This window comes from Streptomyces sp. NPDC049915, assembly GCF_040656475.1.
In the GTDB taxonomy this organism is placed as follows: domain Bacteria; phylum Actinomycetota; class Actinomycetes; order Streptomycetales; family Streptomycetaceae; genus Streptomyces.
This window is the reverse complement of the sequence record NZ_JBFAMH010000009.1, coordinates 147,207-173,903: the sequence shown is the minus strand read 5'-3', so window position 1 is coordinate 173,903 and position 26,697 is coordinate 147,207. Positions and strand designations below refer to the sequence as shown.

Sequence of the window (26,697 nt, the reverse complement as noted above, 5' to 3'; positions counted from 1 at the left end):
CCCGACCGGCACGCCCGTGCGGCCGGAGGCTGTCGTCCGGGCCTACCGTACCCGGATCGGTTTGTGTGACCTGGCCAAGCCCGTCACCCGATACAGGACCGGTATCGCAACGTGCGGCAATGTGCAGACGACGTGATCGGAGTCACTTCTTGCTGTTGATGACCGCCTCCATCACGCTCTTCGCGATGGGGGCGGCGAGACCGCCACCGGAGATGTCGTCCCGGTTGGCCGCCTCGTCCTCGACGACCACGGCGACCGCGACCGGCGAGCTGCCGTCGGCGAGCTTGGCGTAGGAGAGGAACCAGGCGTAGGGGTTCTCGCTGTTCTCCACACCGTGCTGGGCGGTGCCGGTCTTGCCGCCGACGGTGACGCCGTCGATCTGGGCGTTCTTGCCGGTGCCGTCCTTGACGACGGTCTCCATCATCGACTGAAGGATCTGCGCGTTCTTCGCCGACAGGGGCCGGCTCAGCTCCTTCGGGTCGGTCTGCTCGATCGGGTCGACGTTGGAGGTCTGCAGCTGGTCGACCATGTACGGCTTCATCAGCTTGCCGTCGTTGGCGACCGCGGAGGCGACCATGGCCATCTGCAGCGGAGTGGCCGCGGTGTTGTACTGGCCGATGGAGGACAGCGCGGTCTGCGACTTGTTCATGTCGTCGGAGAAGACGGAGGCGCTGGAGCGCACCGGCGTGAACTGCTCCGCGTCGAAGCCGAACTTCTTCGCCTCCGCCAGCATCTTGTCGTTGCCGAGGTCGGCGCCGATCTTGCCGAAGACGCTGTTGCAGGAGACCCGCAGCGCCTCACGCATGGTCGCGTTCTCGCAGGGGATGTTGCCCTCGTTCTTCAGCGGAGTCGTGGTGCCCGGCATGATCCACGGCAGCGGCGAGTTCGTCTTGCTGTCCGCGTCCGGGTAGAGCCCGTTCTCCAGCGCGGCCGCGGCCGTGACCACCTTGAACGTGGAGCCCGGCGGGTAGGTCTCGCGCAGCGCCCGGTTCAGCATCGGGTCGGCGGGGTTGTTCTTCTTCTGGAGCTTGTCCCACGCCTGGGCGTCGTCGTTGGAATTGCCGGCGAAGGCCGACGGGTCGTACGACGGGTAGGAGGCGAGCGCGAGGATCTTGCCGGTGGCCGGGTCCAGCGCGACGACGGCGCCCTTGCCGCCCCGCTTCTTCAGGCCGTTGAACGCGGCCTTCTGCGCGGCGGCGTTGAGCGTGGTGACGACGTTGCCGCCCTGCTTCTCCTTGCCGGTGACCATGTCGAGGGTGTTGCGGAAGAACAGCCGGTCGTCGGTGCCGGTGAGGATCCCGTCCTCGATGGACTCCAGCTGGTTGGCGCCGAAGGCCTGCGAGGCGTACCCGGTGACCGGCGCCCACATGGGGCCGTTCTTGTAGGTGCGCTTGTACTCCAGGTCGTTCAGCCCGGTCGTGCTTGTCTTCGCCGAGCCGGTGATCGGGTTGCCGCCGACGATGATGTCACCGCGCGGAGTGGAGTAGCGGGCGATGGTGACGCGGCGGTTCTTGTCGTCGGTGGCCAGCGAGTCGGCCTTCACGTACTGCAGCCAGTTGTCCCGGATGAGCAGGGTGAGGACCAGCAGACCGCAGAAGATCGCGATGCGGCGCAGGGGCTTGTTCACGGACGGACCACCTGGGTCATCTCGGCGTCGGGGTTGCTGGCGGGCGCGGGTGCCGGGCGGCGCGCGGTGTCGCTGATCCGGATCAGGATCCCGATCAGGGCCCAGTTGGCGATGACGGAGGAACCGCCGTACGCCAGGAAGGGCATCGTCATACCGGTCAGCGGGATGAGACCCATCACACCGCCGGCGACGACGAACACCTGCAGCGCGAACGCGCCGGACAGGCCGATGGCGAGCAGCTTGCCGAACGGGTCGCGGGCGGCGAGGGCGGTGCGCACGCCGCGCTCCACGATCAGGCCGTAGATCAGCAGCAGCGCCATCAGGCCGGCCAGGCCCAGCTCCTCGCCGAAGGTGGCGAGGATGAAGTCGGAGTTGGCGGCGAACCGGATCAGGTCGCTGTGGCCCTGGCCGAGGCCGGAGCCGAGGGTGCCGCCGGAGCCGAACGCCCACAGCGCCTGCATCGCCTGCTCGGAGTGACCGGCGGCGCCCTGCCGGGAGAGCGTGTACTCCTTCATCGGGTCGAGCCAGGCCTGGACACGCTGCTGGACGTGCGGCTCGAAGCTCGCGACGCCGACCGCGCCGGCGCCGGACATCAGCAGACCGAAGACGATCCAGCTGGTCCGCTCGGTGGCGACGTACAGCATGATCACGAACATGCCGAAGAACAGCAGGGAGGTACCGAGGTCGGTCTCGAAGACCAGGATGAGGATGGAGATGAACCAGACCACCAGGATCGGGCCGAGGTCACGGCCACGCGGCAGGTACAGGCCCATGAAGCGGCGGCTGGCGAGAGCGAGCGCGTCCCTCTTCACCATCAGATAGCCGGCGAAGAACACCGCCAGCACGATCTTGGCGAACTCACCTGGCTGGATGGAGAAGCCGGCCACGGAGATCCAGATCTTCGCGCCGTAGATGTTCTGGCCGAGGCCCGGCACCAGCGGCAGCAGCAGCAGGAACAGCGCGCCGACCATGGAGATGTAGGTGTAGCGCTGCAGGACGCGGTGGTCCTTGAGGAAGATCAGCACGACGATGAACAGCGCGATGCCCAATGCCGTGTACAACAGCTGCCGTGGCGCCGCGGTGCCGGCCTGCTTGATGGACTGCAGCAGTTTCGACTGGTCCAGCCGCCAGATGACCACCAGGCCGAGGCCGTTGAGCAGCGTGGCCAGCGGCAGCAGCAGGGGGTCCGCGTACGGCGCGAACTTGCGGACGACGAGATGGGCGACGCCGGCCAGCAGGCCGAGGCCCAGGCCGTAGCTCAGCAGACCGGCGGGCACCTCGTCGTTGATCGCGAGCCCGACGTTGGCGTAGGCGAACACCGGGATGACGACGGCGAACACCAGCAGCGCGAGCTCGGTGTTGCGCCGGCTCGGTGCGCCGATGGCGCCGATCGTGGACGTGTGGTGCGACGACGTGTTGGTAGTACTGCTCATCGTGTGACAGGGCCTCTCACGGCTTGCCTACTGCTTACCGCACAGCGAGACGACCTTCTGCTCTTCCTCCGAGAGGCTGGGGCCGGGGCTGGGATTGGCGGTGGGGGTCGGTGAGGTGGACGGGGCCTTCGTGCCCGGTTTTCCTGTGGCCGAAGGGCTGGGCGTGACCTTGGACGTGAAGGAGGCGGGAGTGGTTCCCCCCGCGGTGCCCCCGGCTTCGCCCTGCCCCGTCTTCGGGGTGTGCTCGTTCTCGGCGGCGTTGCGTTCGGCCTGCTTCTTGCAGGCGGAGGCCTGCAGGGCGAGCTCGTCGATCTTCTTCCGCGCGCTCGCCAGGTCGCTTTCCACGATCGTCTTCGTGACCAGCTTCTGCTGGTAGGGCGGCAGGTACTTGAGTTCGATCTCGGGGTGGTCCTTCTCGACCTTCGAGAGCGACACCCAGGCCAGGTCCTGGTTGATACCGCGGTACAGGGCGACGTGCTCGTCGTTGCTGCCGACGTAGTACTGCGTCTGTGTCCAGCGCCAGCCGCCGTACAGGCCGCCGCCGATGACGGCCAGCGCCAGCACCGAGTACAGCGATCTCTTGATCCACTTACGGCTCTTGCGCGGCTTGGCGAAGTCGTCCTCGTCCCAGTCGCCGAAGCTGCCGGCCGGGATGAAGCCGGTGGTGGCGCCCGAGCCGGGCGGGCCGAACTCACCGCCGCCACCGGGCGCGGCGTGCCGGCCCAGACCGGAGGCGCGGCCGGCGGGCGTCTGCATGATGCCGTTGTCGTGCTGGTGGTGCTGGTTCTCGGCGACCGCGCCGACCACGACCGGGGTGTCGGACAGCTGCCCGGCGAGCGTGTCACCGGTGTCCAGGTCCAGGACGTCGGCGACGATCACGGTGATGTTGTCGGGGCCGCCGCCGCGCAGCGCCAGCTCGATCAGCTGCTGCACGGTCTCCTGCGGGCCCTGGTAGCTGGCGAGGGTGTCCTCCATCGTCTGGTGGGAGACGACTCCGGACAGCCCGTCGGAGCAGATCAGATAGCGGTCGCCGGCCCGCACCTCGCGGATCGACAGGTCCGGCTCGACGTGGTCGCCGCTGCCGAGGGCGCGCATCAGCAGGGAGCGCTGCGGGTGGGTGGTGGCCTCTTCCTCGGTGATCCGGCCCTCGTCGACCAGGCGCTGCACCCAGGTGTGGTCCTGTGTGATCTGCGTGAGCACGCCGTCGCGCAGCAGGTAGGCGCGGGAGTCGCCGACGTGCACCAGTCCCAGGCGCCGGCCCGTCCACAGCAGGGCGGTGAGCGTGGTGCCCATGCCCTCAAGCGACGGGTCCTCCTCGACCATCTGCCGCAGCTGGTCGTTGGCGCGCTGCACGGCCGTACCGAGCGCGGTGAGGATGTCGGAGCCGGGGATGTCGTCGTCGAGGGCGACGATGGTGGAGATCACCTCGGAGGAGGCGACCTCACCGGCCGCCTGGCCGCCCATGCCGTCGGCGATCGCGAGGAGCCGCGGACCCGCGTAGCCGGAGTCCTCGTTGCCCTCGCGGATCATCCCTTTGTGCGATCCGGCGGCGAAGCGCAGTGACAGACTCATGCCCACCTCGCCCGTCGGCTCCGCATGCAGCCGGTCGTGTCGAGCCACACTGCCCACCCTCCGGTCGGGAGCGCGCCGGGGTCCGGGGTGTGAACCGCCGCTGCGTGCTCGCTCCGTTCGCGCTCATTCATGACGTAGCACTACTTCCGCAGCTCGATGACGGTCTTGCCGATGCGGATCGGCGCACCCGGCGGGATCGGCGTCGGGGTCGTCAGCCGCGTCCGGTCGAGGTACGTGCCGTTGGTGGAGCCCAGGTCCTCGACGATCCACTGCCCGCCCTGGTCCGGGTAGATCCTGGCATGGCGGCTGGAGGCGTAGTCGTCGTCCAGCACGATCGTGGAGTCGTGCGCCCGGCCCAGAGTGATGGTCTGGCCCTGCAGCGCGACGGTGGTGCCGGTGAGGGTGCCCTCGGTCACGACGAGTTTGGTGGGGGCGTTACGGCGCTGGCGGCCGCCGCCCTGCTGCTGGCGCTGCTGCGGCGGCGCCTGCCGCTGGGCCTGCTGCGGCCGTCCGGCGTCCCGCCGGGCTGCGCGCTGAGTCACGCGCGTTCCGAACAGGTCGCTGCGGATGACCTGCACGGCCACGATCACGAACAGCCACAGGACGGCCAGGAAACCCAGCCGCATGACCGTGAGGGTCAGCTCTGACATTGCCCCCGCTTCACCCTTCGGCTTGCCTATAGATAACGGTGGTGCTGCCCACGACGATCCGCGAGCCGTCGCGGAGCGTAGCGCGGGTGGTGTGCTGTCCGTCCACCACGATGCCGTTGGTGGATCCGAGATCCTGGATCGTCGAGGGCGTTCCGGTCCGGATCTCGCAGTGCCGGCGGCTCACGCCGGGGTCGTCGATCCGCACGTCGGCGTCGGTGCTGCGGCCCAGCACGAGCGTCGGGCGGGAGATCTGGTGGCGGGTGCCGTTGATCTCGATCCAGTAGCGGGTGCGTCCGCCGGATGCCGGTGCGGCGGCCGTCGGCCGCTGCGGGCTCGCCGGCTGCGGATAGCCGTACCCGCCGGGGCGGGCGCCGGGCGGCGGGGCGGACGGCATGGGGGGCGCCGCGGCGGGCGCACCGGGCGCTCCGTGCGCGGCCGGCCGGCCGGGCTGCGGGTAGCCGTAGCCGCCCTGCTGCTGCGCGCCGGCCTGTCCGGCGGCCGCGGGCGCGCCCGGCGCCTGCTGGCTGCTGGACGAGGCGAGCGTGCGGCTGCGGACCCGGTACAGACCGGTGTCGAGATCGTCGGCCTTCTCCAGATGGACCTTGATCGGGCCCATGAAGGTGTAGCGCTGCTGCTTGGCGTAGTCGCGCACCATCCCGGCGAGTTCGTCGCCGAGCTGCCCGGAGTAGGGGCTCAGCCGCTCGTGGTCCGGCGTGCTGAGCTCGACGATGAAGTCGTTGGGGACCACGGTGCGGTCGCGGTTCCAGATCGTCGCGTTGTTGTCGCACTCACGCTGGAGCGCACCGGCGATCTCCACGGGCTGGACCTCGGACTTGAAGACCTTGGCGAAGGTGCCGTTGACCAGACCTTCGAGACGCTGCTCGAACTTCTTCAGGACTCCCATGGGGCACCTCCTCCGTCGTTCCTGCCGTCCTGCTGCCCGCGGTGCGGGTACTGCCCTACCTGGTACTGCTTACTGATCGTATCCACGCGCCGGTCGATCGGCTGGTTCCCCCTGTCGGCCCGGTCGACGGGTGTCGACGCCTCGGTGCGTTCCTGATGCCTCGTACCCCTTGCGGGGTACTTCTGCCCAGGATCGTAGAGGCGGCCGCAAACCAGTGTCCCGCACCCTGCTGTGCGCTCCCTCCGCTTGAAGGGGGGACGGCACGGACCGGTACGAGGTTGATACGTGCCGGGGGTGAGGCCGAGACCTGCGGGGCGCGGGGGGCGGTTTCGGGAGTGTGGGGAGCTCGGGGCGCTGCTCAGAGGGATGCGGGCATCGGCCGCAGTGCCCGCCGGGGAGTGGCTGGGGGGCCGCGGGAAGGGATGTGAATCCACCCCGTACGGCGTGCTAATGTTCTGGGTGTCGGAAGGCGCCGGGCCGAAAGGAACGGAGCCCGAGGACACACCCAATGCGCGGGTGGCGGAATAGGCAGACGCGCTGGATTCAGGTTCCAGTGCCCGAAAGGGCGTGGGGGTTCAACTCCCCCCTCGCGCACAAAGAGATACCGGGGAACGGGTCTCTGTGGTGACGGAAGTCACCGCAGGGGCCCGTTTCTCGTTTTCGTGTGTCGGCACGGTGGGTGAGCCATCTCACGTGGCCGTGTGCCGTTGCTTTGAGGAGCCTGGCCGGATTTCAACGACATGTGTTGCTTAGACGACGCGTGTTGAATACCGTCGGATCATGAGAGTCGAAGTCTGGGCAGACGCGACGCGCTGCTGGACCTCGGTGACCCGCGGGGTGCGCCTGCTGGCCGCACGCGCCTGCTTCCGCTCCGCGCAGCTCGGGCGCGCCGTGCGGATGCTGGAAGAGCTGGTCGCCGAGGGGCCCGACGACTCGTACGCCAGGCTGCTGCTGGCGCGCGCGCTGGAGCGGCAGGGCCGGGGCGACGAGGCCGCCGTCCACTTGCGGATCGCGGCGGCCATGACGCCTTCCTACGGCCACTGACCGGTCAGCCGAGCCGTTCGATGATGGCGCTCCAGGTGGGCAGGAGGGGCGGATGCCGGTCGCGCCGAGCGGGTGTATGCGTGTAGAGAGGTGTACGACACCCATCGCTTAGACGACAGGTGCTGTTTTGACGTCGCGTGTCGTGGAAACTGGGTGCCATGCCGAACGTGTCAAGCACCCGCGGTGCCTCCCGGGACCCGCGCGCCCGCAAGACGAGGGCGCAGCTGCGTGACGCCGTCCTGGCCCTGGCGACCGAACAGGACCTCGACACGGTCACGATGGCCGACATCGCCGAGCGGGCCGAGGTCAACCGGGCGACCGTGTACCTGCACTACAAGGACCGGGACGACCTGCTGCTCGACGCCACGGACAGCACCATGAGCGGCATCGTGGACGCCGTGCGCGCCTGCCGGCCGACCGCGGCAGCGGGCCTGGGCACGTCCGAGCAGGACCTCGTGCCCGGGCACCTGCGCAACCTCTTCGCCCACGTCGACCGGCACCGGCCGCTGTACGCCCGCATGCTGGGCGAGGACGGCAGCTCCCGGTTCTCCGCGCGTCTTCAGCGCCGGCTCGCCCAGGCCTGGTTCGAGCAGCTCACCGACGACGCCGGTGCCGAGACCGGGCCGGGCGCACGCGCTGATCTCCTGGTACGCGCTCATTACGTCAGCGGAGGCCTGGTCGCGCTCATCGCGCACTGGGCGCAGGGCGAGTTCGACGCCCCCGGGCAGGACGAGGAGGCCGCCGTCGACCAGCTCTCGCACCTGGCCTGGACCTTGATCCGGGACAGTCATGACGCCGTATGGCCCTGACGCGCGCGTACTCGCCGATGCGCCGTACGGTGCCGGCTCTCGTACGGTCTCGTGCGCCGTACGGTCTCAGCGGCTGTCCAGAATCTGGTGCAGGGTGTAGCGGGCGTTGGCGGAGATGACCGGGTTGGTGTGCCGGTAGTACGGCAGTTGGATCACCGCCATGGACAGGGCCCAGCCGCGGCCCCGCGCCCAGGTGGCGTCGTCGATGCCGGCACCGTCGCGGAAGACCCGGCGGCTTGTGGGCGTGAGCAGGTTCCACGCCGGGATGAGGTCGACGGCCGGGTCGCCCACGCCGGCCGTACCGAAGTCGAGGACTCCGGTCAGCCGGCCACCGGCGCCCAGCAGATTGCTCGGCATGAGGTCGGAGTGGGTCCAGCACGGCTCAGCCGTCCAGTCCGGTGCCTGAAGCGCGGTGTCCCAGGCGGCGAGGAGCGCGTCCGCGTCGAAGGGCTCGTCCGTGCGGCGCAGTTCCCCGATCGCCGCGCGGGTCTCGGCGTCGACCGTGCGCAGCGGGGCGCCCCGGTAGGCCGGGGGGCCGTCGTCGAGGCCGGACGCTTCGGACCGGCCGGCCCGGCGCAGGGTGGTGACGAAGACCGCGAGGTCGCGGGCCAGGTCGTCGGACGCCTCGCCTTCGCGGAGGACCTCGCCGTCCAGCCAGCGGTGGATCGCCCAGCGATGGGGGTAGCCCTCGGCGGGCTCGCCCAGGGCGACGACCTCGGGGATCGGGACGGGCAGCAGCGGGGCCAGCCGCGGCAGCCAGCGCGCCTCGTCGTCGAGACTCCCGGCGCCGCCCTCCAGGAGCGGCAACCGGACGGTCAGCTCACCGCCCAGGCGGTAGATCGCGTTGACCGTCCCACCGGAGGCGAGGCGGGTGATCGGCAGGTCTGCCCATCCGGGGAACTGGGCGCGCAGGAGGCGGCGGACGAGGGCGGGGTCGGTGGCCGCTTCGCCGTCGTGCATCTTGGTCTTCTCCGGGGTCGTCATCACCCCTGTTCCTACACCGCCGGGGTGCTCCCCGTCACCGGAATTTCGCGGCCGTCGCGGGTGGAAAAGTGCTTCGGATATTTCGTCAAGCCGCAAAACTCGGCCAATGGCCGAAAAGAGCTGACGGGACGAACCGAGTGTAAACAGTTCCCTGATTTCATTGACACGCGTGCGCGGTGCACCTCATGATCTACGGCGGTATCGACCATGAAGGCCCAGGGGGAAAAATGTCTTCGCAATACCACGCCGCAATCGAGGAACTCTGCGATTCGCTCTCCGCGAAAAGCTACGACCTGCTTTCCGGAGCCAAGGTCGCGGATCTTCTGCGTGGGCGCTCCGAAAACGCGCTGGACGATCTGGAGGACTTCCGCGAGAGCTGGAACCGTATGCCGCTCGACGCCTACATGGCCGACGGCGGCCGTTACCGGCGCCGTCGGCACGCCACGCTGAGCGCCCCGAAGGGCGCCGCCGGGTACCGGGTCGAGGCGCACCGGCCGCACTACCAGACGCTGGACTTCAACAACCTCAACGGGGGCGTCGCCCGCCACTACGAGCCGTTCGAGGACGCCGTCCTGAAGGGCTCGACCATGGACAGCCTGGTCACCCTGGGCTGCGACATCTTCGGCCGGCTCGCGCCGTACTCCGCGTGGCACATCGAGGCGCACCAGTTCCGCATCGAGGTCGACGGGGAGGAGATCGGCAAGCCCACCCCGGAGGGCGTCCACCGGGACGGCGTCACCTTCGTGCTGATGGCCATGATCGACCGGTCCAACGCGGGCGGCGGCGAGAGCACCATCTTCAACCTGGAGCAGGAGCCGCTGGAGAAGTTCACCCTCACCGACCCGCTGGACCTCGCGCTGGTCAACGACGAGCGCGTCTTCCACGGGGTGTCGCCGATCCAGCAGCTCGATCCGGGCCGGCCCGCCTCCCGTGACGTGCTGGTGATCACCTACCGTCACAAGGCCGCCTGACGTCGGTGCTCGGGGCGCCCGCGGTTCGGCCGCGGGCGCCCTCGTGCAAGTCCTGCCGGTCCGGTGCGGGTCGAGAGCCCGTGCCGGTCGAGAGCCGGTCCGGTGCGGGACGAGAGCCGGTCCGGTGCCGGTCGAGAGCCGGTCCGGTGCCGGTCGAGTGAGAAAACGGGAACATGGGTCAGATCGTCGCCGTCGCAGTCATCACCGTGCTGGCTGTCATCAGCCCCGGCGCGGACTTCGCGATGACCGTACGCAACAGTTATCTCTACGGTCGCCGCGCGGGAATTCTCGCGGCGGCGGGAATTTCGCTCGGCGTCCTCGTCCACGTCACCTACACGATGGTCGGCGTGGGACTGCTCGTCTCGCGGACGCCGCTGCTTTTCACGGTGATGAAACTGGTCGGTGCGGCCTACTTGGTGTTCATCGGCTACAAGACGTTTGTCGCCAAGGCCCAGTTGCAGATCGATCTGTCCGCCGACGGCACGCTGTCCCCGGCCGGGGCGCTGCGGACCGGATTCCTGACGAACGCGCTGAACCCCAAGACCATGCTGTTCGTGCTCAGCACCTACACACAGGTCGTCAGCGCCGACACCCCGGTCGCCCAGCAGATCGGATACGGCTTGTTCATGTCGGTGGCGCACCTGGTGTGGTTCGCCCTGGTCGCGCTGCTCTTCTCACAGCAGGACCTGCGCGCCCGGCTGCTGCGACGGCAGGCCGTGCTGAACAAGGTGATCGGGAGTGTGCTGGTCGGACTTGGGGTGGTGCTGGCGCTGACGCCGGCGGTATAGCGAGCGGTGGCGTCGGCGGTCTGGCGAGCCGTGGCGTCGGCGGTCTTGTGAGGGTGCGTTCCCCTGCGCTGTGTGGCGCTGCTGACCGGGACCGTCAGTCCTGAGCGCCCTGGGAGATCGGCTCGAGGCGGGGCTCCGCGATCGAGCGGTAGTCCGTGGTCGACAGGGCCAGGGAGCGGTCGAGGCGGGCGGCGTTGAAGAAGAACTCCGGGTGGGCCAGCAGCGCCGGGTCGACGATCAGCTCCAGCCGCTCGTCGAAGGAGAACGGCAGGATGGTCCCGCTCTGCGACCCGGCCAGCTCCTCGGCGATCTCCGGGGAGGCGAAGGAGGCGTACGTGCCGCCGTACAGCGCCTTGATCGCGGCCAGGTCCACGCGCTTGTCGCCGGGGACGACGGCCAGGGCGAAGCGCTTCTCCTTCTTGCCGATCTTCACCATCACGATGATGCACTTGGCGGCCCGGTCCAGGGCGTGGCCGCGCAGCCGGCTGACCGCCTCGGTGGCGCCCTCGCTCTCGTGTTCGATCACCCGGTAGTCGGCCCCGTGCTCGTCGAGCAGGGCGATCAGCTTGTCGTAGGTGTCGTGCGAGGCCATGGGTTCCCCTCGGGCAAAACGGCGGCTGCGTCGGGCGAGTTGACCCTAACGTCCGAGGGGTGACCGAGTTGTCCACAACCGCCGACTGGTCCCCAGGGTCTGACGTGTTTCGGCCACCGGCTGTACGGTCGGCACGCGTTGATGTTCGCGCAGTCGATGTTCGTGCAGCTGTCGTTCGCGCAGTTGATGTCCGGGGGAGGCGGTCGCGGTGACCGAGACCGGTGCGGTGGCGTCCGAGGTGTCGGATGCGTCGGGGGTGGCCGCGCAGGCCGAGGGGTTGTCCACCCAGGCCGAGGGGGCGTCCGCCCATGCCGAGGGGGTGGCGACGGCCGCCGTCCGGCGGCTTCCCCGGGTGCGCGGTTTCGCCGAATGGCCCGCGCCGGGGTCGCCGAAGGAGGAGGGCAAGGCGCTGCGCCGCCGGGTGCCGCGCGGGTCACACGCCGAGCTGGATCTCGATGCCGGCCGCCCGGACGCGGTGAGCGCGGTGGAGGAGTCCAACCGGGGCCGGCTGCCCGAGCTGACGCCGATCCGGGTCGGCCGGATGGCGGCCACGCCGTTCGCGTTCCTGCGCGGATCCGCAGGGTTGATGGCGTACGACCTCGCGCGGACGCCGCTGACCCGGATCACTGCGCAGATCTGCGGGGACGCGCACGCGGCGAACTTCGGCCTGTACGGCGACGCGCGCGGTGGACTGGTCATCGACCTGAACGACTTCGACGAGACCGTGCCGGGCCCGTGGGAGTGGGACCTGAAGCGGCTCGCCGCCTCACTGGTGCTGGCCGGGCGCGCGGCCGGCGCCGACGAGGACGCCTGTCGCCAGGCCGCGTTCGACGCGGTGGGCGCATACCGGCGCACCATGCGGTTGCTGGCGAAGCTGCCGGTGCTGGACGCGTGGAACGCCATCGCCGACGAGGAACTGGTCTCCCACACCGACGCCCACGATCTGCTCGGCACGCTGGAGCGGGTCTCGGAGAAGGCGCGGGCCAACACCAGCGGCCGGTTCGCGGCGAAGTCGACGGAGCCGGCCGAGGACGGCGGGCGCCGTTTCGTGCCTGCACCGCCCGTCCTGCGGCGGATACCGGACGCCGAGGCGGCGGCGGTGGCCGCGTCCCTTGAGTCCTACCTCTCCACTCTCTCCGAGGACCGCCTGCCGCTGCTGGCACGGCACGCGGTGCACGACGTCGCCTTCCGCGTGGTCGGCACGGGCAGTGTGGGCACGCGGTCGTATGTCGTGCTGCTCCTCGATCACCGGGGCGAGCCGCTCGTGCTGCAGGTCAAGGAGGCCCGGCCGTCCGCGCTGGTGCCGCACCTGGCCGCCGTCGGCTTCGAGGTGCCGGACGTGGACCACGAGGGCCGCCGGGTGGTGCTGGGGCAGAAGCGGATGCAGGTCGTCAGCGACATCCTGCTGGGCTGGACGACGGTGGACGGCCGCCCCTTCCAGGTCCGGCAGTTCCGCAACCGCAAGGGCAGCGTCGACCCGGCCGCCCTCGCCGCCGGCCAGGTCGACGACTACGGCCGGATGACCGGCGCGCTGCTGGCCCGTGCCCACTCGCACAGTGCCGACCCGCGTTTGATCGCCGGCTACTGCGGCAAGAACGAGGAACTGGACGAGGCGATCGCCACGTTCGCGCTCGCCTACGCCGACCGCACCGAGGCGGACCACGCGGACCTGGTGGCGGCGGTCAGGGCGGGAAAGGTCGCGGCGGAGATGGGGGTGTGAGTCGCGGAGGCGGCTGGATGTGCCGCTGTGACGGTGACCACACAGTGGAGAAGCCGGTCATAAGCGGCACCGAAACCCCTCCTCATCGGCGCGCGCCCGGCGCAGCGCATACGCTGGCCGGGTGACGACCCCGGAAGCTGAGCAGCCGCGGCCCGAGGAGCGGCTGGAGCGGGCCGTGCGGGCCGCCGAGCAGGCGCTGATCGAGTACGAGATCGCGGTGGAGACGTTCCGCGTGGAGGTCGAGAACTTCTCCCGCCTCCACCACCAGCGGCTCGGCCCCATGTACGCCCGCATCGAGGAGCTGGACGCCCGGATCGCCGAGGCACGGGCCGCCCGCACCGGCGATCCCGAGGACCAGCGCCGGGCGCGGGAGCTGCGGGAGCGGCTGGAGCCGATCCCCGGCGTCGAGGACCTGATGCACGGCTGGATGGACGACTCCGGGCTGTTCCCGGAGGCGGCGGCGATGCTCACCGAGCAGCAGGTACGGCCGCCGCAGCGGGTGCGGCCCAGCGAGGAGGCTCGCCGGCTCTACCGGGAGCTGGCCCGCAAGGCCCACCCCGACCTGGCCCAGGAGGAGGGCGAGCGGGTCCGGCGCGAGGAGTTCATCACCCGGGTCAACGCCGCCTACGCCCGTGGCGACGAGGCCGAGCTGCGGGAGCTGGCGGCGGAGTGGGCGGCCGGCCCGGTGCCGCCGGAGCGCCGGCCCAGCCCCAGCGAGGAGCTGTACGCCCGCCTGGAGTGGCTCTCCCAGCGCAAGGAGCTGCTCACGGTGTTGCAGCGGGAGCTGGAGGAGAGCGCCATCGGCTCCATGCTGCGTCTCGCCCCGGACGACCCCGACCAGCTGCTCGTGGAGATCGCCGAGCAGCTGCGGACCGACATCACCGCCCGTGAGACGGAACTGGCGACGCTGGTCGGGCAGCAGCCGTAGGACCGTCGGCCGCGTCCGGTAGCGTCGGGCGCATGAGTTTCGGAGCTGGTGTTCCCACGGTCGAGGTCAAGGACGTCAAGGACGGCGACTTCCTGCTGGACGTCCGTGAGCACGACGAATGGCAGGCGGGCCACGCCGAGGGCGCCCTGCACATCCCGATCAGCGAGTTCGTGGCCCGCTACGGCGAGCTGACCGAGGCCGCGCCGCAGGACGGCCGCGTCCATGTGATCTGCCGCTCGGGCGGCCGGTCCGCCCAGGTCACGATGTACCTGGCCCAGCAGGGCATCGACGCGGTGAACGTCGACGGCGGCATGCAGGTGTGGGCCGCGGCGGGCCGCCCCGTGATCACCGACGAGGGCAAGCCCGGCCACGTGTTGTAGAGGTCGTCGCCCCGACAGGGCCCGCAGAGGTCGCCGTCCCGTCGGGGGCGCCGTCCTGCGGGGATCGCCGGTGCTGCCTCATCGGTCGAAGTCCAGCTCCACCCGTTCCGTCACCGGATGCGACTGGCAGGCGAGGACGTAGCCGGCCTCCGTCTCCTCCGGCTCCAGAGCGAAGTTGCGGTCCATGCGCACCTCGCCGGAGACCAGGAAGGCCCGGCACGTCCCGCACACGCCGCCCTTGCAGGCGTAGGGCGCGTCGGGCCGGTTGCGCAGCACCGCCTCCAGCAGCGTCTCGCCCTCGCGCACCGGCCAGGTGCCGCCGCGTCCGTCGAGGCGGGCGGTGACCGCGCTGTGGGCCGGTGCGCCGGCGGCCGACGTGGGGGAGGCCGCGTCCACGTGGAAGATCTCCTCGTGGATCCGGGCCCGGGCCACGCCCAGCTCGCTCAGCGCCCGCTCCGCCTGCTGCACCAGCCCGAACGGCCCGCACAGGAACCACCCCGCGACGTCACCGACCGGCAGCAGAGCCGGCAGCAGCCCGGTCAGCCGCTCCTGGTCGAGCCGTCCGGAGGGCAGCCCCGCCTGCTGCTCCTCCCGGGACAGCACGGTCACCAGCTGCAGCCGGTCCGGATAGCGGTCCTTCAGGTCGGCGACCTCCTCGAGGAACATCGTCGAGGCGGACGTCCGGTCGCTGCGCACCAGGCAGAAGCGGGCCTGCGGCTGGCGCGCCAGCACCGTGGCCGCGATCGACAGCACCGGGGTGATGCCGCTGCCGCCGACGATCGCCGCGTACAGCCCGGGCGCCGGGTCGAGGGTGAAGCGCCCCGCCGGGGTCATCACCTCCACCTCGTCCCCGATGTTGATCTCCTTCAGCGCGTACGTGGAGAACGCCCCGCCCTCCACCAGCCGCACCCCGATCCGCAGCGTGCGCGGGCCGGGCCCGTCCGGCGCGGGCGCAGGGGAGCAGATGGAGTACGTGCGGCGTATCTCGGCGCCGTCGGCCACCCGGCGCAGGGCGAGGTGCTGCCCCGCCGCGTGCCGGAACTCCTCGCGCAGCTCCTCGGGGACGGCGAAGGTCAGCGCGACGGAGTCGTCGGTGAGCCGGTCGACCTCGGCCACGGGGAGCCGGTGGAAGCGGGCCATCACAACTCCTTGAAGTGGTCGAAGGGTTCACGGCAGACGAGGCAGCGGCGCAGTGCCTTGCACGCGGTGGAGGAGAAGCGGCTGAGCAACTCGGTGTCGGCGGAACCGCAGTGGGGGCAGCGCACCGGGTCCGCTTCCTCGCCGTCATGGGTGCGCGTGGGGCCCAGCGTGACGGTGACCGCTCCCGCCTCCCGCCGCACGCGCGGCGGCGCGATGCCGAACTCCCGCAGTTTGCGCCGTCCTTCGTCGCTGATGTCGTCCGTGGACCAGGCCGGCGAAAGCACCGTGCGGACGGTGACCTCGCGCACGCCGTGCGCGTGCAGCGCCCGTTCTATGTCGGTGCTCATGGATTCCAGCGCCGGACAGCCCGTGTACGTCGGGGTCAGCTCGACCTCGACCGCGTCCGCGCCGTGCACCCGCACCGCCCGTACGACCCCCAGCTCCTCCAGGGTGAGCACGGGCAGCTCGGGGTCGGGCACCGCGCCGGCGATCTTGAGCAGTTCCGCTTCGAGCGGGGTGGTCGTCACCATGACGCCCCCGGGTGGCTGCGGTGCAGATGCTGCATCTCGGCGAGCATCCGCCCGAACGACTCGGTGTGCAGTCCCTGCCGGCCCGCTCCGGCCGTCCACGCCCCGGACTGCGGGCCCTCGGGCACGGTCAGGGTCGCGCGCGCGAGGACCTCTTCGACCGAGGCCAGCCAGCTCTCGCGCAGTGCGCCCCGGTCGACGCCGTCCAGGCCTTCGACCGGCTGGAACATCTCGCCGGTGAACCGCCACAGCGTCTCGCAGGCGCGCTGCATACGCGTGCGGCTCTCCTCGGTGCCGTCACCGAGGCGCAGCGTCCACTGCTCGGCGTGGTCACGGTGGTAGGCGGTCTCCTTCACCGCCTTCGCGGCGAGCGGGGCGAACGGGCCGTCCAGGGCGGCCAGTTGGCCGTACAGCAGGTGCTGGTAGGTGGAGAAGTACAGCTGCCGGGCGATGGTGTTCGCGAAGTCGCCGTTGGGCTGCTCCACCAGCTGCAGATTGGTGAAGGCGCGCTCCTCGCGCAGATAGGCCAGCTCGTCCTCGTCACCGGCCATCGACAGCAGCACCCGGGCCTGGCCGAGCAGGTCGAGGGCGATGTTGGCGAGGGCGACCTCCTCCTCCAGGACGGGCGCGTGCCCCATCCACTCCCCGAGACGGTGGGAGAGCACCAGCGCGTCGTCACCCAGCGCGAGGGCCGCCGTGGCGGGAACCGTGGTGGTCACAGGTGCTTCACCCCCTCCGGGATTTCGTAGAAGGTCGGATGCCGGTACGGCTTGTCGGCGGACGGCTCGAAGAACGGGTCCTTCTCGTCGGGCGAGGACGCGGTGATCGACACCGAGGGCACCACCCAGATGGACACGCCCTCGCCACGCCGGGTGTACAGATCGCGGGCGTTACGCAGGGCCAGTTCCGCGTCGGGTGCGTGCAGACTGCCGGCGTGGGTGTGGGCGAGGCCGCGGCGCGAGCGCACGAAGACCTCCCACAGTGGCCAGTCGGTGTTCGTCATGCCTGCTCCGCTCCCCTGATTCCGGTGTGCGTTCCGGCGTTGGTGCCGGTGTGCTTCGCCGCGTGGGCCGCGGCCGCCTCGCGCACCCACGCGCCCTCCTCATGGGCGCGCCGGCGCTGGGTGATGCGCTGTTCGTTGCACGGGCCGTTGCCCTTGAGGACGTTCCGGAACTCCGACCAGTCGATCGGCCCGAAGTCGTAGTGCCCCCGCTCCTCGTTCCACGTCAGCTCCGGGTCCGGAAGCGTCAGGCCGAGGCTCTCGACCTGCGGGACGCAGATGTCGACGAAGCGCTGGCGCAGCTCGTCGTTGGAGTGGCGCTTGATCTTCCAGGCCATCGACTGGGCCGAGTGCGCCGACTCGTCGTCGGGCGGGCCGAACATCATCAGCGACGGCCACCACCAGCGGTTCACCGCGTCCTGCGCCATCGCGTGCTGCTCCGGCGTGCCCTTGCTGAGGGTGAGCAGCAGCTCGTAGCCCTGGCGCTGGTGGAAGGACTCCTCCTTGCAGATGCGGACCATCGCCCGCGCGTACGGTCCGTAGGAGCAGCGGCACAGCGGCACCTGGTTGGTGATCGCTGCGCCGTCCACCAGCCAGCCGATCGCGCCGACGTCGGCCCAGGTCAGCGTCGGGTAGTTGAAGATCGAGGAGTACTTCTGCCGACCGGTGTGCAGCTTGTCGAGCAGCTCGTCACGGCCGGTGCCCAGCGTCTCGGCCGCGCTGTAGAGATACAGCCCGTGGCCGGCTTCGTCCTGGACCTTGGCCATCAGGATCGCCTTGCGGCGCAGCGAGGGCGCGCGCGTGATCCAGTTGGCCTCCGGCTGCATGCCGATGATCTCGGAGTGCGCGTGTTGCGCGATCTGCCGCACCAGCGTCGCGCGGTAGGCGTCCGGCATCCAGTCGCGCGGTTCGATGCGTTCGTCGGCGGCCACGGCGGCGTCGAAGGCGCGCTCGTACGCGGCCTCGGCGCCGTCCTGGGCGCCGGACGCCGCTGTGCGGCTCGTCTCGTGCGCGGCTGCTGTCGCCATGCGGTCCCCCTCGACCTTGAGTGCTGACCCGGCTTGCTCCCGACCGATCGTTCGGTCCGTGCGATTCCATGGTGGGACGGGCGTCGTAAGGTGTCAACCGCTGTGGACAACCTCCGGCCCACCCTGTGGAAAACCCTCGTGCCCGGGCGCGCCCGGCGCGGGTGGAGCGAGCCGGGCGCGCGTGACACAGCTGGAGCGAGCTGACACCGCTGGAGCAAGGCTGACCGCCGCGGTGACCTCCGTCTGCGCCCTGCGGGTGGGACCGCCGTGCGGGGTGGGGCTGTGCGGGGTCGGTGGTGCTGAGTACCGTTCCGTGCGGGCGTCGCGCGGCCGTCTCGCCGCAGGCGCCGGGTCAGGGGCCGTCGGGCGGGCACGGCAGGGCCGGACATCAGGACATCGAAAGACGGGGCGGAATGGACACGTACGGCGGTAACGACGCGTACGGCGGTGGCGCGAGCCCGCCACCAGGATCGGACGACCGCCCGGTGGACCGGGAGCGGCCGCCCGTGCCGCAGGCGCCACGGACCGACGGCACGCAGACGACCGATGGCGGGACGGTCGACGCCGGGATGACCGATGCCGGGGTGACCGATGCCGGGATGACCGAAGCCGGGATGACTGACGCCGGGACGGCCGACGCACCCCCCGCACCCGCGCGCACCGGTGTCGCCGCGCTCTCCCCCCGCTACCAGGTCGGGGCCGCGCTGGCGCTCGCCGTCGTCGCGGTGGCGGTGTGTGTGCAGATAGGCATGGTGTTCTTGCACGTCGCGCCCGCCAACACGGTCAGCCGCAAACACGGCACGGCGGTCGACGAGTGGATCTACCCGGAGTTCGAGCAGAACTGGAAGCTGTTCGCGCCGAACCCGCTGCAGCAGAACATCGCCGTCGAGGCCCGCGCCGAGATCCGCACCGCGGGCGGCGAGCTGCGCACCACCGGCTGGTACGGGCTGTCCGCGCAGGACGGCCGGGCCATCGAGCACAATCCGCTGCCCAGCCACACCCAGCAGAACGAACTGCGCCGCGCCTGGGACTTCTTCACCACCAGCCACACCGCCGACAACCGCCCCGTGGGGCTGCGCGGAACGCTCGCCGAGACGTATCTGCGCCGTATCGCGCTGCTGCGCCTGGAGCGGTCCGGCGCGGCCGGTGCGGGCGGCACGATCGAGCGCGTGCAGTTCCGCTCCCGTACCACCGCCGTGGCCCCGCCCCGGTGGAGCAGCGAGAAGGTCTCCCAGGAGCCGGCGTTCCGGGTGCTGCCCTGGTGGACGGTGGCGCAGGACGACACCCCCGGAGGTACCCGGTGAACCGCCTCGCCCTGTCGGTCTCGCGCGCGATCGCCCGCGTCACCGAGGCCGCCCACGGCCCGTACCAGACCGCGCTGATCCGGATCGGCTTCGCCTCCACATGGCTGCTGTTCCTGCTGCGGGAGTTCCCGCACCGCGCCGAGCTGTACGGCCCCGACGGCCCGTGGAGCTGGGACCTGGCCCACCAGCTGATCGGCACCAACGGCGCCTTCACCGTGCTGATGTGGTCCGACAGCCGGATCTGGTTCGAGATCGTCTACGTCCTGGCCGTGGTCGCCTCGGCGCTGCTGGCCCTCGGCTGGCGCACCCGGACCATGTCCCTGCTGTTCATGGTCGGCGTGCTGTCGCTGCAGAACCGCAGCGTCTTCATGGGCGACGGCGGCGACAACGTGCTGCACCTGATGTCGATCTACCTCGTGTTCACCCGCTGCGGCCAGGTGTGGTCGCTGGACGCACGCCGCGAGCGGCGGGCCGAGCGGGCACACGCGCGTGGCGAGCGGGTGGCGGACCGGGTGGGGCCCGCGCTGTGGGCGGTGCTCGGTGTGGTCCTGGTCATGGCGACCGCGGGCGGCCGGTTCGGCTCCCAGGAATGGGAGATACCGGCACTGCTGTGGGCGGCCTGGCTGGCACACGGCCTGCGGTGGCTCGTCGGGGCACGCTCACGCGGCGGCGAACCGCGCGTCCTGCTCGACGTGATCGCCAACCTGCTGCACAACGGCGCCGTGGTGGTGATCATGGCCGAGGCGTGCCTGATCTATGCCACGGCCGGCTGGTACAAGATCCAGGGCTCGCGCTGGCAGGACGGCACCGCCGTCTACTACCCGCTGCACCTGGACTACTTCACGCCCTGGCCGTGGCTCGCCGATCTGATGTCCTCCAGCGGTCTGATCATGCTGATCGTGACCTACGGGACCGTGATCGTGCAGGTCGCCTTCCCGTTCACCCTGTTCAACCGGCGGGTGAAGAACGTGCTGCTGGCCGCCATGATGGCCGAGCACGCCGTGATCGCCGTCGTGCTCGGGCTGCCGTTCTTCTCGCTCGCGATGATCGTCGCGGACTCGGTCTTCCTGCCCACGTCGTTCCTGCGCCGGCTGGGGAAGACGGCGGCACACGCGCGTGGCCGTGTGTTCGGGCGCGGGGCAAGCGCGGAGCTGCCGGGGCCGCGCACCCCGGAGGCCGCGGAGCAGACGCACGTAGGCTCTACGGCATGACTGACCCTGTGGCCGTCTGGCGGCGCCTCGCCGACTCGGCGGTGCTGCTCGACGGCTTCCACGCCCTCAAGCACGCCGTGCGCTTCGGCGCCGAGGTCCCGGTCGCGGTCACCACCGACGGCGGCGCCGCGCTCGCCCTCGCCGACGAGCTCGCCCCGGACGTGCGGGAGGCGCTTCGGGAACTGCTGACCGAGGTGCCCGAGTCGACGTACGCCTCCCTGGTGCCGCGCCCGCACCCCACGGCCGTGGCCGCCCTGGCCGTACGGCCCGCGCGAGAGGCGCAGCTGCGGACGCTGGCCCGCCTGCCGCGACAGGCGCCGGTGGTCGTGCTGGACAACCCGCGCAATCTGGGCAACGCCGGGGCCGTGATCCGGCTGGCCGCCGGGTTCGGGGCGACCGGTGTGGTCACCACCGGCACCCTGGACCCCTGGCATCCCACGGTCGTGCGCGGCGGCGCGGGGCTGCACTTCGCGACCGCCGTGGAGCGGCTGGACGTCGAGGAACTGCCGCCCGGTCCGGTGTTCGCGCTGGACCCCGAGGGCGAGGACATCCGGGGCGTGAAACTCCCCGACGACGCCGTCCTCGCCTTCGGCTCCGAGCGCAGCGGACTGTCCGCCGCCCTGCGCGCGCGTGCGGACCATCTGCTGGCGCTGCCGATGCGCCCCCAGGTCTCCAGCTACAACCTGGCCACGAGCGTGGCCATGACGCTGTACCACTGGAGCGCCACCGGGGACGCACCCCGCTAGGGCTGCGAACTGTTCCCAGGGACACACCGCGCTGGGCCCTGCGCCCCGCAGCCGGGGGCAACACGCGGCGCCAGGGCTGCCGTCCCGCATCCAGCGGCAACACGGCGCCAAGGGGGGCGCCCGCATCCAGGGGCGCACCCCGGCCAGGGCTGCGCCCCCGGGCCCACTCGCCGGCCTACGCCTCCCGGCGCACCTCGACCACGCGGAAGCGGTTCGCGACGAACGCCCCGTCGGTCAGCGCGGCGTTGGCCGCCGGGTTGCCGCCCGAGCCGTGGAAGTCGGAGAAGGCCGCCGTCTGGTTCACGTACACCCCGCCGGTGAGGTTGAACGACAGCTGTGCGGCCTCCTCCAGGCAGACCTCCTCGATCTGCTGCGCGGCCTCGCTGTCCGTGGTGTACGCCCCGACGGTCATCGCGCCCTTCTCACGAACCGTGCGCCGCAGCAGTTCCACGGCGTCGGTGAGCGAGTCGACGGCGACGGCGAAGGAGACCGGTCCGAAGCACTCGCTCATGTAAGCGGCCTCGGCGTCCGGCTTGGCACCGTCCAGCTTGACGATCACCGGGGTGCGCACGACCGCGTCGGGGAAGTCCGGGTTGGTGATCTCACGAGAGGCGAGGGCGACCTCACCGAGGCCGGCTGCGGCCTCCAATCGGGCCTTGACGTCGGGGTTGACGATCGCGCCGAGCAGGGCGTTCGCACGCGCGTCGTCGCCGAGCAGGCCGTCCATCGCCTGCGCGAGATCGGCGACCACCTCGTCGTAGGACTTGGGGCCCGCGTCGGTGTGGATGCCGTCGCGCGGGATGAGCAGGTTCTGCGGGGTGGTGCACATCTGGCCGCTGTACAGGGACAGCGAGAACGCCAGGTTGGCGAGCATCCCCTTGTAGTTGTCCGTGGAGTGGACGATCACCGTGTTGACGCCGGCCTTCTCGGTGTAGACCTGCGCCTGGCGGGCGTGGGCCTCCAGCCAGTCGCCGAAGGACGTCGAGCCGGTGTAGTCGATGATCCGGATCTCCGGGCGCGTGGCGAGGGTCTTGGCGATGCCCTCGCCGGGCCGCTCGGCGGCCAGCGCCACCAGGTTGGCGTCGAAGCCGGCCTCGGTGAGCACCTGGCGCGCGATCTGCACGGTGAGCGCCAGCGGCAGCACCGCGCGCGGGTGAGGCTTGACCAGCACGGCGTTGCCGGTGGCCAGGGACGCGAACAGGCCCGGGTAGCCGTTCCACGTCGGGAAGGTGTTGCAGCCGATGACCAGGCCGATGCCGCGCGGGACCGGCGTGAACTCCTTGGTGAGGGCCAGCGGGTCGCGCTTGCCCTGCGGCTTGGACCACTCGGCGGCCTCGGGCGTGCGCGTCTGTTCCGCGTACGCGTAGGCCACGGCCTCCAGGCCGCGGTCCTGGGCGTGCGGGCCGCCCGCCTGGAACGCCATCATGAACGCCTGGCCGGAGGTGTGCATGACCGCGTGCGCGAATTCGTGCGTCCGGTCGCTGATCCGCTTGAGGATCTCCACGCAGACCGCCGCGCGCAGCTGCGGGCCCGCGTCCCGCCAGGCGCGCTGCCCGGCCTTCATCGCGGGCAGCAGGACGTCGAGGTCCGCGTGCGGGTACGTCACGCCCAGCTCGATGCCGTACGGGGAGACCTCCCCGCCGACCCAGTCGTCGGTGCCGGGCTGGTCCAGGTCGAGGCGGCCGCCCAGCAGGGCGTCGAAGGCGGCCTTGCCCGCCGCCGCGTCCAGGCTGCCGTGCTCCTCGCCGTAGGCCTTGGGGTGCTCGGGGTGCGGGGACCAGTACGCGCGCGTGCGGATGGCCTCGAGTGCCTGGTCGAGGGTGGGCCGGTGCCTGGCGATCAGGTCGTGCGCGGTCAGTTCGGCGGCCATGCGGGACCAACTCCTGTCTCGAGAACTCTTCGTCGAGTTCATGACCTGGGCGAAACCATGGGCGGGAACAGCAGGACAGAGTTAGAGTAACCGAACGATCGGTCGGGACAAGGGGGCCTGCCGCATCTGTGGAAAACCCCGTGCGGGAGGATCGCGCACATGACAGCACTCGACCTCAGCAGCCCCGTGGCCGTCGTCGGCACCGGCACCATGGGCCAGGGCATCGCCCAGGTCGCGCTGGTCGCGGGCCACCCCGTGCGGCTGTACGACGCCGCGCCGGGACGCGCCCGTCACGCGGCCGAAGCGATCGGCGTCCGCCTCGACCGGCTCGTCGAGAAGGACCGCCTCACCGCCGCCGACCGCGACGCGGCCCGCGCCCGGCTCACGCCCGCCGACACCCTCGACGACCTCGCCGACTGCGCGCTCGTCGTCGAGGCGGTCATGGAGCGGCTGGACGTCAAACAACAGCTCTTCGGGGACCTGGAGGACATCGTCGGCGAGGACTGTCTGCTCGCCACCAACACCTCCTCCCTGTCGGTCACCGCGATCGGCGGCGCCCTGCGCCAGCCCGGCCGCCTCGTCGGGCTGCACTTCTTCAACCCCGCGCCGCTGCTGCCGCTGGTCGAGGTCGTCTCCGGCTACGCCACCGACGTCACCTCCGCCACGCGCGCGTACGAGACCGCCCGGGCCTGGGGCAAGACGCCGGTCGCCTGCGCCGACACCCCCGGCTTCATCGTCAACCGCATCGCGCGGCCTTTCTACGCCGAGGCGTTCGCCGTCCTGGAGTACCAGGGCGCCGACCCGGCCACCATCGACGCCGTGCTGCGCGAGTCGGGCGGCTTCAAGATGGGCGCCTTCGAGCTGACCGACCTGATCGGGCAGGACGTCAACGAGTCGGTCACGCAGTCGGTGTGGCAGTCCTTCTTCCAGGACGTGCGCTTCACTCCCTCCCTCGCCCAGCGGCGCCTGGTGGAGTCCGGCCGGCTCGGCCGCAAGAGCGGCCAGGGCTGGTACGACTACCGGGAGGGCGCCGAGCGGCCCGAGCCGCACACCGCCGAGCCCCACAAGGCGCCCGCCTACGTCGTCGCCGAGGGCGACCTGGGACCGGCCTCCGAGCTGCTCGCGCTGATCCGCGAGGCGGGCATCCAGGTCCGCGAGGAGGACGAGGACAACGGCACGCGCCTGGTGCTGCCCAGCGGCGGCCAGCTCGCCCTCGCCGACGGCCAGACCTCCGTGGAGTTCCGCGACGTCGTCTACTTCGACCTCGCCCTGGACTACCGCAGGGCGAGCCGCATCGCCCTGTCCGCCTCCCAGGACACCTCGGCCCAGACCCTCGCCGAGGCGACCGGGCTCTTCCAGGCGCTCGGCAAGAAGGTCAGTGTCATCGGCGACGTCCCCGGCATGATCGTCGCCCGCACGGTCGCCCGGATCGTCGACCTGGCGCACGACGCCGTCGCCAAGGGCGTGGCCACCGAGGAGGACATCGACACCGCGATGCGCCTCGGCGTCAACTACCCCCTCGGCCCCTTCGAATGGAGCCGCAGGCTGGGCCGCCACTGGGCCTACGCCCTCCTCGACGACCTGCACCTGCGCGACCCGTCGGGCCGCTACGCCCCGTCCCTCGCGCTCTACCGGCACGCGCACGCCTCCGACAAGCGGGAGGGGACCTCGTCATGACCGCCTGCCAGAAGCGGAAGGGCACCCCGTGACCACCGCCAAGCGCGACACGTACACCCCGGAGACCCTGCTGTCCGTGGCCGTGCGCGTCTTCAACGAACGCGGTTACGACGGCACCTCCATGGAGCATCTGTCCAAAGCGGCCGGCATCTCCAAGTCGTCGATCTACCACCACGTCACCAGCAAGGAGGAGTTGCTGCGGCGTGCGGTGAGCCGGGCGCTGGACGGGCTGTTCGCGATCCTGGACGAGGAGCACGCGTGCGTGGGGCGCGCCGCGGACCGGCTGGAGTACGTCGTCCGGCGCATGGTCGAGGTGCTCATCGCCGAACTGCCGTACGTGACGCTGCTGCTGCGCGTGCGCGGCAACACCGCCACCGAGCGGTGGGCGCTGGAGCGGCGCCGCGAGTTCGACCACCGGGTCGCCGAACTGCTCAAGGCGGCGGCCGTGGACGGGGACGTGCGCGGTGACGTGGAGGTGCGGCTCGCGACCCGGCTGGTCTTCGGGATGATCAACTCCATCGTGGAGTGGTACCGGCCCGACGGTCGCGGCATGAGCGAGCGTGAAGTCGGCGACGCGGTGGCGCTCTTGGTCTTCGGGGGACTGCGGCAGGCGGAGTGACCGCCGAGGGCGGCAGGTGAGTACGCGCGCGTGCGAGGCGGAGTGCGCAAGCCGCTTCCCCCGCCCGACGACGGGTGATGGGATGCCCGCATGCTTCCCGACGACGCGCGAGCGGACGACATCCGGCCGGACGAGGTGCGACCGCACGCCCCGCGTGCGCACGCGGCCCACCCGACGTGGTGGAGGGCCCCCCTGGTGGCCTCTGTGGCCGGCCTGCCGTTCCTGGTGCTGGTGCACCGCTCGTTCTGGTCCGAGGGCGGGGTGGACGCCTTCAAGGCGGCGTTCTACGGGTCGGTGGGACTGCTCGCGCTGTCCTGGGCGCTGCCGCACCGCCGGTCCCTGAGGACGCCGCGCCTGCTGGCCGCCGGCGCCGGGCTCGGGTGCGTGGGACTTTTGATGCTGTTCACGCTGCTGGTGAGTGCGGCCATGGCCGGGATCTGACGGCCGTGTGACGGTACGCCGGTGACGCGGGGGCCTCAGCCCTGAGGCTCCAGGTCCTCCTCCTCGAACACCAGCAGCGTGCGCGTGCTGAGCACCTCGGGGATCGCCTGGAGCCGGGTGAGCACCACCTCGCGCAGCGCCCGGTTGTCCGGGGTGTGGACGAGCAGCAGGACGTCGAAGTCGCCGCCGACCAGGGCGATGTGGGACGCGCCGGGCAGCTGCCGCAGCTGCTCGCGCACCGTCCGCCAGGAGTTCTGCACGATCTTGAGCGTGATGTACGCGGACGTGCCCTGCCCGGCCCGCTCGTGGTCGACGCGGGCGCCGAAGCCGCGGATGACGCCGTCCTCGACGAGACGGTTGATGCGCGCGTAGGCGTTGGCGCGCGAGACGTGGACCCGCTCGGCGACCGACCGTATCGAGGCGCGGCCGTCGGTCTGGAGCATCTTCAGGATGTCGTGGTCGATGGCGTCCAGCGGCCGCGCGGGTGGCAGGGAGGCGCCGCCGGCCGGGCTCGCCGGGGCCGACGGGGGCGCCGCGGAGTCCGCGGGATCGGCCATTTGTTCAGATGCCATGTCCCCCCACCTTCCTGCCGTGGACGTACTGCGTTCATCCCAAGCTGTGGAGAACCGTTTGTCCACAGCCTGAGGCCACCCGTAGCCAAAATGTGCCGACGACCGAACAATCGGTAGGTGAGGCGCATCACAGAGGCTGCGCCTACAGCCGCCCCATGAG

Annotated in this window: 27 protein-coding genes and 1 tRNA gene; 14 read left to right on the top strand and 14 right to left on the bottom strand. The window is 71.0% G+C overall.

The genetic code is table 11. The features are described from left to right. Positions 1-142: 142 nt before the first annotated feature. From AB0J12_RS18190 to AB0J12_RS18170, 5 genes are all read right to left on the bottom strand, one after another. Complete coding sequence (locus tag AB0J12_RS18190; protein WP_363265297.1) at positions 143-1,627, bottom strand: penicillin-binding protein 2; 1,485 nt, start codon at positions 1,625-1,627, stop codon at positions 143-145. Continuing rightward, a complete protein-coding gene (locus tag AB0J12_RS18185; protein WP_363265296.1) occupies positions 1,624-3,060 on the bottom strand; it encodes an FtsW/RodA/SpoVE family cell cycle protein in 1,437 nt (478 codons plus the stop codon). Before AB0J12_RS18185 ends, AB0J12_RS18190 begins: the two co-directional genes overlap by 4 nt. A 27-nt stretch (positions 3,061-3,087) precedes the next feature. Beyond that, a complete protein-coding gene (locus AB0J12_RS18180) occupies positions 3,088-4,632 on the bottom strand; it encodes a Stp1/IreP family PP2C-type Ser/Thr phosphatase (RefSeq protein ID WP_363265295.1) in 1,545 nt (514 codons plus the stop codon). Between the two features lie 140 nt (positions 4,633-4,772). Further along, positions 4,773-5,282, bottom strand: a complete 510-nt coding sequence (locus AB0J12_RS18175) for an FHA domain-containing protein (protein ID WP_363265294.1) — start codon at positions 5,280-5,282, stop codon at positions 4,773-4,775. A 10-nt stretch (positions 5,283-5,292) separates the two neighbouring features. Then, positions 5,293-6,186 (bottom strand): DUF3662 and FHA domain-containing protein, encoded by an 894-nt coding sequence (locus AB0J12_RS18170; RefSeq protein ID WP_363265293.1) that lies wholly within the window; start codon positions 6,184-6,186, stop codon positions 5,293-5,295. Between the two features lie 510 nt (positions 6,187-6,696). Here AB0J12_RS18170 and AB0J12_RS18165 point away from each other — a divergent pair. From AB0J12_RS18165 to AB0J12_RS18155, 3 genes are all read left to right on the top strand, one after another. Next, a tRNA-Leu gene (locus tag AB0J12_RS18165) sits at positions 6,697-6,780 on the top strand. Between the two features lie 186 nt (positions 6,781-6,966). Further along, positions 6,967-7,230 (top strand): tetratricopeptide repeat protein, encoded by a 264-nt coding sequence (locus AB0J12_RS18160; protein WP_363265292.1) that lies wholly within the window; start codon positions 6,967-6,969, stop codon positions 7,228-7,230. 158 nt (positions 7,231-7,388) lie between these two features. Then, positions 7,389-8,039 (top strand): TetR/AcrR family transcriptional regulator, encoded by a 651-nt coding sequence (locus AB0J12_RS18155; RefSeq protein WP_363265291.1) that lies wholly within the window; start codon positions 7,389-7,391, stop codon positions 8,037-8,039. Between the two features lie 66 nt (positions 8,040-8,105). On the opposite strand, the gene AB0J12_RS18150 is transcribed toward AB0J12_RS18155, so the two are convergent. Next, positions 8,106-9,023 (bottom strand): aminoglycoside phosphotransferase family protein, encoded by a 918-nt coding sequence (locus AB0J12_RS18150; protein WP_363265290.1) that lies wholly within the window; start codon positions 9,021-9,023, stop codon positions 8,106-8,108. 227 nt (positions 9,024-9,250) lie between these two features. Between AB0J12_RS18150 and AB0J12_RS18145 the strand changes: the two genes are divergently transcribed. Next, positions 9,251-9,994 (top strand): 2OG-Fe dioxygenase family protein, encoded by a 744-nt coding sequence (locus tag AB0J12_RS18145; RefSeq protein WP_363265289.1) that lies wholly within the window; start codon positions 9,251-9,253, stop codon positions 9,992-9,994. A gap of 173 nt (positions 9,995-10,167) precedes the next feature. Then, a complete protein-coding gene (locus tag AB0J12_RS18140; RefSeq protein ID WP_363265288.1) occupies positions 10,168-10,782 on the top strand; it encodes a LysE family transporter in 615 nt (204 codons plus the stop codon). A gap of 94 nt (positions 10,783-10,876) precedes the next feature. Here AB0J12_RS18140 and AB0J12_RS18135 read toward each other — a convergent pair whose 3' ends face one another. Beyond that, positions 10,877-11,374 (bottom strand): YbaK/EbsC family protein, encoded by a 498-nt coding sequence (locus AB0J12_RS18135; RefSeq protein WP_363265287.1) that lies wholly within the window; start codon positions 11,372-11,374, stop codon positions 10,877-10,879. Positions 11,375-11,693: 319 nt separating this feature from the next. Between AB0J12_RS18135 and AB0J12_RS18130 the strand changes: the two genes are divergently transcribed. From AB0J12_RS18130 to AB0J12_RS18120, 3 genes are all read left to right on the top strand, one after another. Further along, the gene (locus tag AB0J12_RS18130) at positions 11,694-13,094 is read left to right on the top strand and encodes a DUF2252 domain-containing protein (RefSeq protein WP_363265411.1); all 1,401 of its coding nucleotides are present in this window, start codon (positions 11,694-11,696) and stop codon (positions 13,092-13,094) included. 121 nt (positions 13,095-13,215) lie between these two features. Further along, positions 13,216-14,022, top strand: a complete 807-nt coding sequence (locus AB0J12_RS18125) for a hypothetical protein (protein WP_363265286.1) — start codon at positions 13,216-13,218, stop codon at positions 14,020-14,022. Between the two features lie 32 nt (positions 14,023-14,054). Further along, entirely contained in the window at positions 14,055-14,402 is a 348-nt protein-coding gene (locus AB0J12_RS18120; RefSeq protein WP_363265284.1) for a rhodanese-like domain-containing protein, read from the top strand. A 78-nt stretch (positions 14,403-14,480) separates the two neighbouring features. On the opposite strand, the gene AB0J12_RS18115 is transcribed toward AB0J12_RS18120, so the two are convergent. Genes AB0J12_RS18115 through paaA form a run of 5 tightly spaced genes read right to left on the bottom strand, consistent with a single transcriptional unit; the run spans position 14,481 to position 18,097 of the window. Beyond that, on the bottom strand, positions 14,481-15,542 hold the full coding sequence (locus AB0J12_RS18115) for a 2Fe-2S iron-sulfur cluster-binding protein (RefSeq protein WP_363265283.1): 1,062 nt from the start codon (positions 15,540-15,542) through the stop codon (positions 14,481-14,483). Further along, positions 15,542-16,072, bottom strand: coding sequence for a 1,2-phenylacetyl-CoA epoxidase subunit PaaD (paaD, locus tag AB0J12_RS18110; protein ID WP_363265282.1), 531 nt, complete (start codon positions 16,070-16,072; stop codon positions 15,542-15,544). Before paaD ends, AB0J12_RS18115 begins: the two co-directional genes overlap by 1 nt. Beyond that, positions 16,066-16,788 carry a 1,2-phenylacetyl-CoA epoxidase subunit PaaC gene (gene paaC, locus AB0J12_RS18105; protein WP_363265281.1) on the bottom strand — a complete coding sequence of 241 codons (723 nt, stop codon included), beginning with the start codon at positions 16,786-16,788 and terminating at the stop codon, positions 16,066-16,068. Before paaC ends, paaD begins: the two co-directional genes overlap by 7 nt. Continuing rightward, complete coding sequence (gene paaB / locus AB0J12_RS18100) at positions 16,785-17,072, bottom strand: 1,2-phenylacetyl-CoA epoxidase subunit PaaB (protein ID WP_363265280.1); 288 nt, start codon at positions 17,070-17,072, stop codon at positions 16,785-16,787. Before paaB ends, paaC begins: the two co-directional genes overlap by 4 nt. Beyond that, a complete protein-coding gene (gene paaA, locus AB0J12_RS18095) occupies positions 17,069-18,097 on the bottom strand; it encodes a 1,2-phenylacetyl-CoA epoxidase subunit PaaA (RefSeq protein WP_363265279.1) in 1,029 nt (342 codons plus the stop codon). Before paaA ends, paaB begins: the two co-directional genes overlap by 4 nt. A 599-nt stretch (positions 18,098-18,696) precedes the next feature. Here paaA and AB0J12_RS18090 point away from each other — a divergent pair. Genes AB0J12_RS18090 through AB0J12_RS18080 form a run of 3 tightly spaced genes read left to right on the top strand, consistent with a single transcriptional unit; the run spans position 18,697 to position 21,358 of the window. Continuing rightward, positions 18,697-19,401 (top strand): DUF5819 family protein, encoded by a 705-nt coding sequence (locus tag AB0J12_RS18090; RefSeq protein WP_363265410.1) that lies wholly within the window; start codon positions 18,697-18,699, stop codon positions 19,399-19,401. Beyond that, complete coding sequence (locus tag AB0J12_RS18085) at positions 19,398-20,612, top strand: HTTM domain-containing protein (protein ID WP_363265278.1); 1,215 nt, start codon at positions 19,398-19,400, stop codon at positions 20,610-20,612. Before AB0J12_RS18090 ends, AB0J12_RS18085 begins: the two co-directional genes overlap by 4 nt. Continuing rightward, positions 20,609-21,358, top strand: coding sequence for a TrmH family RNA methyltransferase (locus AB0J12_RS18080; RefSeq protein WP_363265277.1), 750 nt, complete (start codon positions 20,609-20,611; stop codon positions 21,356-21,358). The genes AB0J12_RS18085 and AB0J12_RS18080 overlap by 4 nt, the downstream gene beginning before the upstream one ends. 175 nt (positions 21,359-21,533) lie before the next feature. On the opposite strand, the gene paaN is transcribed toward AB0J12_RS18080, so the two are convergent. Beyond that, on the bottom strand, positions 21,534-23,228 hold the full coding sequence (gene paaN, locus AB0J12_RS18075; RefSeq protein ID WP_363265276.1) for a phenylacetic acid degradation protein PaaN: 1,695 nt from the start codon (positions 23,226-23,228) through the stop codon (positions 21,534-21,536). A 159-nt stretch (positions 23,229-23,387) separates the two neighbouring features. On the opposite strand from paaN, the gene AB0J12_RS18070 reads away from it, so the two are divergent. The 3 genes from AB0J12_RS18070 to AB0J12_RS18060 all read left to right on the top strand — a co-directional run bounded on the left by AB0J12_RS18070 (position 23,388) and on the right by AB0J12_RS18060 (position 25,965). Continuing rightward, on the top strand, positions 23,388-24,905 hold the full coding sequence (locus AB0J12_RS18070) for a 3-hydroxyacyl-CoA dehydrogenase (RefSeq protein WP_363265275.1): 1,518 nt from the start codon (positions 23,388-23,390) through the stop codon (positions 24,903-24,905). A gap of 28 nt (positions 24,906-24,933) precedes the next feature. Beyond that, positions 24,934-25,524 (top strand): TetR/AcrR family transcriptional regulator, encoded by a 591-nt coding sequence (locus tag AB0J12_RS18065; RefSeq protein ID WP_363265274.1) that lies wholly within the window; start codon positions 24,934-24,936, stop codon positions 25,522-25,524. 90 nt (positions 25,525-25,614) lie between these two features. Continuing rightward, a complete protein-coding gene (locus AB0J12_RS18060) occupies positions 25,615-25,965 on the top strand; it encodes a hypothetical protein (protein ID WP_363265273.1) in 351 nt (116 codons plus the stop codon). Positions 25,966-26,000: 35 nt separating this feature from the next. Here AB0J12_RS18060 and AB0J12_RS18055 read toward each other — a convergent pair whose 3' ends face one another. After that, positions 26,001-26,537 (bottom strand): Lrp/AsnC family transcriptional regulator, encoded by a 537-nt coding sequence (locus tag AB0J12_RS18055; protein WP_363265272.1) that lies wholly within the window; start codon positions 26,535-26,537, stop codon positions 26,001-26,003. Positions 26,538-26,697 lie beyond the last annotated feature (160 nt).

Excerpts from the sequence above, each read along its gene's own strand:
- AB0J12_RS18185 (WP_363265296.1), bottom strand. The coding sequence starts at position 3,060 with ATGAGCAGTACTACCAACACGTCGTCGCACCACACGTCCACGATCGGC.
- AB0J12_RS18180 (WP_363265295.1), bottom strand. The coding sequence starts at position 4,632 with ATGAGTCTGTCACTGCGCTTCGCCGCCGGATCGCACAAAGGGATGATC.
- AB0J12_RS18175 (WP_363265294.1), bottom strand. The coding sequence starts at position 5,282 with ATGTCAGAGCTGACCCTCACGGTCATGCGGCTGGGTTTCCTGGCCGTC.
- AB0J12_RS18170 (WP_363265293.1), bottom strand. The coding sequence starts at position 6,186 with ATGGGAGTCCTGAAGAAGTTCGAGCAGCGTCTCGAAGGTCTGGTCAAC.
- AB0J12_RS18160 (WP_363265292.1), top strand. The coding sequence starts at position 6,967 with ATGAGAGTCGAAGTCTGGGCAGACGCGACGCGCTGCTGGACCTCGGTG.
- AB0J12_RS18155 (WP_363265291.1), top strand. The coding sequence starts at position 7,389 with ATGCCGAACGTGTCAAGCACCCGCGGTGCCTCCCGGGACCCGCGCGCC.
- AB0J12_RS18150 (WP_363265290.1), bottom strand. The coding sequence starts at position 9,023 with ATGACGACCCCGGAGAAGACCAAGATGCACGACGGCGAAGCGGCCACC.
- AB0J12_RS18145 (WP_363265289.1), top strand. The coding sequence starts at position 9,251 with ATGTCTTCGCAATACCACGCCGCAATCGAGGAACTCTGCGATTCGCTC.
- AB0J12_RS18140 (WP_363265288.1), top strand. The coding sequence starts at position 10,168 with ATGGGTCAGATCGTCGCCGTCGCAGTCATCACCGTGCTGGCTGTCATC.
- AB0J12_RS18135 (WP_363265287.1), bottom strand. The coding sequence starts at position 11,374 with ATGGCCTCGCACGACACCTACGACAAGCTGATCGCCCTGCTCGACGAG.
- AB0J12_RS18120 (WP_363265284.1), top strand. The coding sequence starts at position 14,055 with ATGAGTTTCGGAGCTGGTGTTCCCACGGTCGAGGTCAAGGACGTCAAG.
- AB0J12_RS18115 (WP_363265283.1), bottom strand. The coding sequence starts at position 15,542 with ATGGCCCGCTTCCACCGGCTCCCCGTGGCCGAGGTCGACCGGCTCACC.
- paaD (WP_363265282.1), bottom strand. The coding sequence starts at position 16,072 with ATGGTGACGACCACCCCGCTCGAAGCGGAACTGCTCAAGATCGCCGGC.
- paaB (WP_363265280.1), bottom strand. The coding sequence starts at position 17,072 with ATGACGAACACCGACTGGCCACTGTGGGAGGTCTTCGTGCGCTCGCGC.
- paaA (WP_363265279.1), bottom strand. The coding sequence starts at position 18,097 with ATGGCGACAGCAGCCGCGCACGAGACGAGCCGCACAGCGGCGTCCGGC.
- AB0J12_RS18090 (WP_363265410.1), top strand. The coding sequence starts at position 18,697 with ATGACCGAAGCCGGGATGACTGACGCCGGGACGGCCGACGCACCCCCC.
- AB0J12_RS18080 (WP_363265277.1), top strand. The coding sequence starts at position 20,609 with ATGACTGACCCTGTGGCCGTCTGGCGGCGCCTCGCCGACTCGGCGGTG.
- paaN (WP_363265276.1), bottom strand. The coding sequence starts at position 23,228 with ATGGCCGCCGAACTGACCGCGCACGACCTGATCGCCAGGCACCGGCCC.
- AB0J12_RS18070 (WP_363265275.1), top strand. The coding sequence starts at position 23,388 with ATGACAGCACTCGACCTCAGCAGCCCCGTGGCCGTCGTCGGCACCGGC.
- AB0J12_RS18060 (WP_363265273.1), top strand. The coding sequence starts at position 25,615 with ATGCTTCCCGACGACGCGCGAGCGGACGACATCCGGCCGGACGAGGTG.
- AB0J12_RS18055 (WP_363265272.1), bottom strand. The coding sequence starts at position 26,537 with ATGGCATCTGAACAAATGGCCGATCCCGCGGACTCCGCGGCGCCCCCG.